General features: G+C 63.3%; 6 protein-coding genes and 1 riboswitch. Of the genes, 3 read left to right on the top strand and 3 right to left on the bottom strand.

Going from position 1 to position 6,621, the window contains the following annotated elements:
- Positions 1-172: 172 nt before the first annotated feature.
- On the bottom strand, positions 173-505 hold the full coding sequence (locus ACYVDE_RS11750; protein WP_460501738.1) for a rhodanese-like domain-containing protein: 333 nt from the start codon (positions 503-505) through the stop codon (positions 173-175).
- A gap of 96 nt (positions 506-601) precedes the next feature.
- Between ACYVDE_RS11750 and pnuC the strand changes: the two genes are divergently transcribed.
- A complete protein-coding gene (gene pnuC / locus ACYVDE_RS11745; RefSeq protein ID WP_460501737.1) occupies positions 602-1,216 on the top strand; it encodes a nicotinamide riboside transporter PnuC in 615 nt (204 codons plus the stop codon).
- 80 nt (positions 1,217-1,296) lie between these two features.
- Positions 1,297-2,751: an aldose epimerase family protein gene (locus tag ACYVDE_RS11740; RefSeq protein WP_460501736.1), complete on the top strand. Its 1,455-nt coding sequence runs from the start codon at positions 1,297-1,299 to the stop codon at positions 2,749-2,751.
- A 141-nt stretch (positions 2,752-2,892) separates the two neighbouring features.
- Here the strand turns inward: ACYVDE_RS11740 and ACYVDE_RS11735 are convergent, their stop codons facing one another.
- A complete protein-coding gene (locus ACYVDE_RS11735; protein WP_460501735.1) occupies positions 2,893-3,120 on the bottom strand; it encodes a hypothetical protein in 228 nt (75 codons plus the stop codon).
- 175 nt (positions 3,121-3,295) lie between these two features.
- Positions 3,296-3,401: riboswitch (TPP riboswitch) on the top strand.
- Positions 3,402-3,461: 60 nt separating this feature from the next.
- On the opposite strand from ACYVDE_RS11735, the gene ACYVDE_RS11730 reads away from it, so the two are divergent.
- Entirely contained in the window at positions 3,462-5,756 is a 2,295-nt protein-coding gene (locus ACYVDE_RS11730; RefSeq protein WP_460501734.1) for a TonB-dependent receptor, read from the top strand.
- Positions 5,757-5,820: 64 nt separating this feature from the next.
- On the opposite strand, the gene ACYVDE_RS11725 is transcribed toward ACYVDE_RS11730, so the two are convergent.
- Entirely contained in the window at positions 5,821-6,237 is a 417-nt protein-coding gene (locus ACYVDE_RS11725) for a hypothetical protein (protein WP_460501733.1), read from the bottom strand.
- Positions 6,238-6,621: the final 384 nt, after the last annotated feature.

The following is a 6,621-nucleotide window of genomic DNA, read 5'->3' as shown; positions in this document are numbered from 1 at the left end:
GGCCGGCCGCTCGCGCAGGGCCAGGCGAGCCGAAAGCGGCACCGCATCGGGGGCCAGGAGTGGGGTGGGGAGCGAAACGAAATCGGGCATGAGAGCGGGTGGGATGCGTTGGCCTTAAACGCAAACCATTGCCCGACCGCCGGGTTTGCCGGCCGGTTGCCCAATGCGTCCTTTAATATACCGGAAAAGTTGGGTCGACGCGCAGCGCCCAGGCATCGTCGCCGCCGCACAGGTTCAGCACGTTGGTGCGGCCCAGACGCTGGCGCAGGTAGCCGGCCGCGTGGGCTGAGCGCACGCCGTGGTGGCAGATGACGACTACCGGCCCGTCGGTGCGGATTTCGGCCGCCCGGCGCGGTAGCTCATCGAGCGGAATAAGCTGGCTGCCGGGCAGGTGGCAGTACTCGAATTCCATCTCCTCGCGCACGTCGATGAGCTGGAGGTCGTCGCCGGCCTGCAGGCGGCGGTGCAGGTCTTCGGGCGTAAGGTCGAGGGGTTCGGAGGACATGCGAGGGCGTTGAAATCCCAAAATTAGGGGCGGCCGGCGCTACCTTGCGGCATTCATCAGCAGTGCGCCTTCGTGAGTGTGTTTTTGACGTTTGATATGGCCGGCGCCTTTGCCCGATACTGGCAGGCCACCCCCCGACTCGAAATCGCGGCCGTCGTAACCGGGTTTGCCTGCGTGTGGCTGGCCGCACGCGAGTCCATCTGGAATTTCCCGGTGGCTATTGTGAGCTGTGTGTTATATGCGATATTGTTTTGGCAAACAAAGTTTTATGCTGATTTTGGCTTGCAGGGCTTTTTTATCGCACTGAGTTTTTACGGTTGGTACAAGTGGCTTTATGGTGACCGTGACGAATCGGTGTTGGGGATAACACGCACTACCGGACGCGAATGGCTAATTTCTACCGCTTTTGTTGGGCTGTTCACGTTGGGTTTTGGCTACTATTTGCACGCGCACACCGATGCTGCCTTGCCACACATCGATAGTTTTACCACGGCTGGCAGCCTAGTCGCCCAATACCTGCTTACCCGCAAGCGCGTCGAAAACTGGCTGCTCTGGCTGTTTGTCGATTTGATATACGTACCCATGTACTGGAACAAGGGGTTATATATCAGTAGTCTACTCTACTTTCTATACCTGGCCCTGGCGGCTTATGGCTACTGGCAGTGGCGGCGCGAGCTGCGGGCCACGCCCGTAGCGCCAGCTGCTAACTGACCGTACCCCGGCCAGCCCGGCCGGCTCCATCCTTCCCTTCCGCAACTGTCTTTTCACGAGTCATTCCCCCCGTATCTCTGTTGCTGCGTGTTTCTCTGACTGGCCCCGAATCGACGGGCAAATCGACGTTGGCGGCCCAGCTGGCGGCGCATTACGGCACCACCTTCGCCCCCGAGTTTGCCCGCGAGTACCTGGCCGATTCCGGCCCGCACTACTCGCCCGAAGACCTCGAAGAAATAGCCCGCGGCCAGCTCGCCGCCGAAGCCGCCGCCGTGGCCGAAGCCGAGGCCAAAGGCTACCGCGTGGTGTTTTTCGACAGTGACCTGCTGGTGATTAAAATCTGGTTCGAGCACTCCTTCGGCACCTGCCCCGAATGGATTCTGCAAGCCGTGGCCCGCCAGCACTACGACCTGGTGCTACTCATGGGCGTGGATATGCCCTGGCAGCCCGACCCGCTGCGCGAGCATCCCCACCTGCGCCAGCATTTCTACGACCTCTACCAGCGCGAGCTGCGCGAGCAGATGTCGAACTTTGCCGAAATAGCCGGCGACTACACCCGCCGGTTCAGCCACGCCTGCTTTCTGGTGGATGAACTGCTGCAAACCGCCGCTCAGCCTCCCGTACCTCTGATGGAAGAACCCCGCGCCCCTTACCGCCCCGCGTCCTACACGCTCACCACGCCCGAATGCCGGGCCACGTTCAGCCCGCACGGAGCCGAGCTTATCAGCCTCGTCGGCACCGCCGACAACCTCGAATACCTCTGGTCGGGCGACCCGGCCGTGTGGGGACGGCACGCGCCGGTGCTGTTTCCGCTGGTGGGGCGCCTGCCCGGCGATGTCTACCACTACCAGGGCCGCGACTACCGCCTGCCCCAGCACGGTTTCGCCCGCGACCAAGAGTTTGCCGTGCTGCGCCAAACGGCTACTGAGCTGGTGTTTCGGCTGCAGCACGATGAAAGCACCCGCGCCGTGTTTCCGTTTGCCTTCGAACTCCTTATTACCTATACACTGCGGGGCGCGCAGCTGAGCGTGCGCTGGGATGTGCGCAACCCGGCGACCGACCAGCCGCTGCTGTTCAGCATTGGGGCGCACCCGGCCGTGCGCTGCCCACTGCTGCCCGGCGAGCAGTTCGAAGATTATTACTTCGCCTTCGACCACCCCGTGACACTCGACCGGCATCTGCTGGCCGGTGGCCTACTCACCGGCGACACGGCCCGCGTGCTCACCCACGGCCAAGAGCTGCCGCTGAGCTATGAGCTGTTTGCCGACGACGCGCTGGTGTTCAAGCACTACGATTTCTCGCGGCTCACGCTGCGCTCGCGCAAGTCGGCGCGCTTCGTGCGCTTTCAGTTCGACGGTTTCCCTTACCTCGGCCTTTGGACCAAAGGACCCGGCGCCAACTTTGTGTGCGTCGAGCCCTGGTACGGCGTGGCCAGCCCGGCTGGCGAGCCCGGCGAGCTCAGCGAGAAGGAAGGCATTCTGACGCTGGCCCCCGGGCAGTCGTTCTCCGCCACGTATTCGATGGAAATCGGCTGAGAAAACCGGGTAAAGCAGAACGTCATGCTGAGCTTGTCGAAGCATCTCTACTGCGCAACGTATTTAGTTACTGCGGCGATAGAGATGCTTCGACAAGCTCAGCATGACGTTCTGCTGACGTTTCGTTGACGTTTATTCTTCCTAAATCTCCACTCTCCGGCGGTTATACTCGGGTTCCCAGTCGTTGATGGGGCGCGAGATGCCGGGGGGCAGGTCGAGGTCGGGCAGGCCGGGGTCGTGGGGTTCGCCGCCGTCGTCGTCGCCATCGGTGGGCGGGGGTGGGGGCACTACGCGCCGGCGCCGCCCGGGCATCACCAGCACAAACAGAAAGAAGGCGCAGAAAGCGGCGGCGTACACTAAGCTGAACATGGCGGAGGCGGCTAAAACGGTGCTGGCCTGTGAACGTAGGCCCCCGGCCCGGCGTTGCGCCGGCCGACGTCCCTAAATTAACTGACAGTCAGGAAACCGGCAAGCGGGCCGCAGGTTTGGGGTGGTCAATTTTAGCACAAACTGCGGTACGGAGGCCGGCGTAGCCTTACCTTTGCGGCATGTTTAGGGGTGCTGATGTTGTGCACGACATCGGCTGAGATGATACCCATCGAACCTGAACCGGGTAATGCCGGCGAAGGGAATAAACAATCCGCGGACGTTTCCGCTGCCGCTCCGACCCCTGGGGCGACGGCGCGTTCCATTTTTTACCCGTTTCTTTTTTGAAAACTGTACACTTCGCGGCTGCTGTCCTGCTGGGCCTGGCGGCTGCTCCGGCGTGGGCACAAAGCCCCGCGCCCGCTGGCCCCGTACCGGCCGATACGGCCATTGCCCGTCGCATCGTCACGCCCGAAGCCCTCGTGACGGCCTCGCGCGCCAACGACCGCACCGCCACTGCCTACACCAACCTGAGCAAAAAGGAGCTGGCCAAGCAAAACTTCGGGCAGGACCTGCCCTACCTGCTCAACCAGACGCCCTCGGTGGTGGTGAACTCCGACGCCGGGGCGGGCGTGGGCTACACTGACATCCGCATTCGCGGCACGAGCAACACGGGCATCAACACCACCATCAACGGCGTGCCGCTGAACGACCCGGAGTCGCACGGCGCGTTCCTGATTAACCTGCCGGACCTGGCTTCGTCCATCAACTCGCTGCAGATTCAGCGCGGGGTGGGCACCAGCCAGAACGGCGGCGCGGCCTTCGGGGCCAGCCTCAACATCAGTACCCTCGACAACCGCCGCGAGGCCTACGCCGAAACCCAGAACACCTACGGCTCCTACCAGACCTGGAAGAACAACGTGTCGTTCGGCACGGGCCTGATTAACGGGCACTTTACAGTGGACGGCCGCTTGTCGCGCATTGCCTCGGATGGCTACATGAACCGGGCGGCTTCCGATTTGAAATCGTACTACTTCGCCGCCGGCTACCAGGCCAAGAACACGCTGCTGAAATTCATCACCTTCTCGGGCCGCGAAAAAACCTACCAGGCCTGGAACGGCGTGCCCGAGCCGGCCATCACCGGCAACCGCGCCCTGCTCCAAACCTACGTCGACAACGGTGAGCTGAGCCCGGCCGACGCGGCCCGCGTGCTACAGGAAGGCCGCCGCTACAGCTACTACACCTACGACAACCAGACCGACAACTACCAGCAGAACCACTACCAGCTGCACCTTTCGCAGGCCCTGGGCAGCAGCTGGAACCTGGCGGCGGCGCTGCACCTCACGCGCGGCTTCGGCTACTATGAAAGCTTCCGCACGGGCCGCAAGTTCGCGAACTACGGCCTGCCCAACGTGATTATCGGCGGCGACACCCTGCGGCGCACCGACTTGGTCGACCGCAAGTGGTTGAATAATACCTTCTATGGCGGCACGCTGGCCCTGAACTACCAGCCCGCCAGCGGCAAGCTGCAAGCCACTGTCGGGGGCGCCTGGAACCGCTACGACGGCGACCACTACGGCGAAATCATCTGGGCGCGCTACGCCTCGACGAGCTTCCTGAACCAGCGCTACTACTTCAACAATGCCGTGAAAACCGACTACAACGCCTACGCCCGCGCCACCTGGCAGGTGGCGCCGGTGCTGGGCATTTACGGCGACGTGCAGGTGCGCCACATCGAGTACCGCATCGACGGCGTGGAGCAGGGCAACCAGGACGTGACGACGCGCGCCAACTACACCTTCTTCAACCCCAAGGCCGGCGCCACGCTCAGCCTGGGCTATGGGCAGCAGCTCTACGGCAGCTTTGCCGTGGGCCAGCGCGAGCCCGTGCGCTCCGACTTCACCGACCGGCCCGTGGGCGACCAATCGGCCAAAGCCGAGCGCCTCGAAGATTTCGAAGGTGGCTACCGCCTGAACCGCACCGACATGGGCCTGCTGGGCCCGAACGGCGCGCTGCGCATTGAGGCCAACGCCTTCTACATGAACTACAAAAACCAGCTGGTGGCTACCGGCCAGCTCAACGACGTGGGCACGGCCCTGCGCACCAACGTGGCCCGCAGCTACCGCCGCGGCGTGGAGCTGAGCGGCTTCGTGTCGGCCAACGATAAAATCAGCCTCAGCACCACGTACACCTTCAGCCAGAACCGAATTCTGGACTACCAGGACGTGACGTATGATGCCAACTACGCGCCCGTGCTGGCCGCGGCGCGCACGTCCACCATTTCCTATTCGCCCGGCTTTGTGTCGGCCCACACACTCGAAGGGCAGCCTGTGAAGGGCCTGCGTCTGGCGCTGCTGTTCAAAACCGTGAGCCGCCAGTACCTCGACAACTCCGAGAACGCCAACCGCAGCCTCGACCCGTACAAAACGCTTGATTTCCGCCTGCGCTATGCTATTCATCCGGCTTTTATGAAGGAGATTGAGCTGGGCCTGTTGGTGAACAACCTGCTGAACCGCGAATATTCGGCCAACGGCTACACGTACAGCTACATCGGGGCCAGCGGCAATCAGGAAACCTTCAACTGGTTCTACCCGCAGGCTACGCGCAACTACCTGGCCTCGGTGGGGCTGAAGTTTTAAGTTAACTGCCCAAGGCTTTCGGGCCAGACGCGCCCTGTGGCAGCTGCCGCAGGGCGCGTCTGTTTTAGCCGGGCTGCTGCTGCAGCCAGCGCCGGGCTTCATCCTCGGCGTCGAAGGACCGGTATACCAACGGCAGCCCCTGCACCGCGGTCGTGATGAAGGCCGTGGCCAGCCGGGCCAGCACATTGGTCGATACCACAACGGCCCCGTAGCGGTAGCCGCCCAGTACGGCCCGGGGCATCCACTCGCGGGTTATCCACTGCTGCTCTTCGGGAGTGAACGGAACCATGCGCGTCTGGTCGACGAGGATACGGCTCAGGCCAAACTGCCGCAGGGCGCGCAGCATGTTCTCGAAAACGGCCTGGGTAGCCGGCAGCGTGCGTTGGTGGCTACCCCAGGTGGTGCGCAAAAAGCCGTCGGGGTCCTTTCGTACTTCCCCCGCACGGTTCTCAAAATACAAGCCGGGCAACGTGGGCGTCATGGCCGCAAAGGTACGGCCGAGGTTGCGCCTGCCCCGTACGCTGCCCGCCAGAACGCCGCATAATCTTTCGGGCCCGGCCCGGTGGCTACTGCTGGTGGTACCCTGCCCCACCGCAACGGCCCGGCGGCTAAGTCTTTCCTGGCATTGCCTGGGTGGGCCGTCGGGCCGTGAGGAGGTGGGCGGGTAGCTTCGCTGCCCAAACCCCCGTATACTGCTCCCATGATTCCGCTTATCACCCAAACTCCCCGCCTCCAGATTCTGGCCGCCAGCCGCGCGCTGCTCACCGCCGAGCTGCAAAAACCCCAATACTTCCCCGTGCTGCTCGGGGCCGCGCTGCCCGCCGATTGGAGCTCGGCCCAGGCGCCGCACCCCGAGTTGGCGCAC

It is taken from the genome of Hymenobacter agri (genome assembly GCF_054778495.1).
This window is presented reverse-complemented; position numbering and strand designations above follow the sequence as displayed.

Excerpts from the sequence above, each read along its gene's own strand:
- ACYVDE_RS11750 (WP_460501738.1), bottom strand. The coding sequence starts at position 505 with ATGTCCTCCGAACCCCTCGACCTTACGCCCGAAGACCTGCACCGCCGC.
- pnuC (WP_460501737.1), top strand. The coding sequence starts at position 602 with ATGGCCGGCGCCTTTGCCCGATACTGGCAGGCCACCCCCCGACTCGAA.
- ACYVDE_RS11735 (WP_460501735.1), bottom strand. The coding sequence starts at position 3,120 with ATGTTCAGCTTAGTGTACGCCGCCGCTTTCTGCGCCTTCTTTCTGTTT.
- ACYVDE_RS11725 (WP_460501733.1), bottom strand. The coding sequence starts at position 6,237 with ATGACGCCCACGTTGCCCGGCTTGTATTTTGAGAACCGTGCGGGGGAA.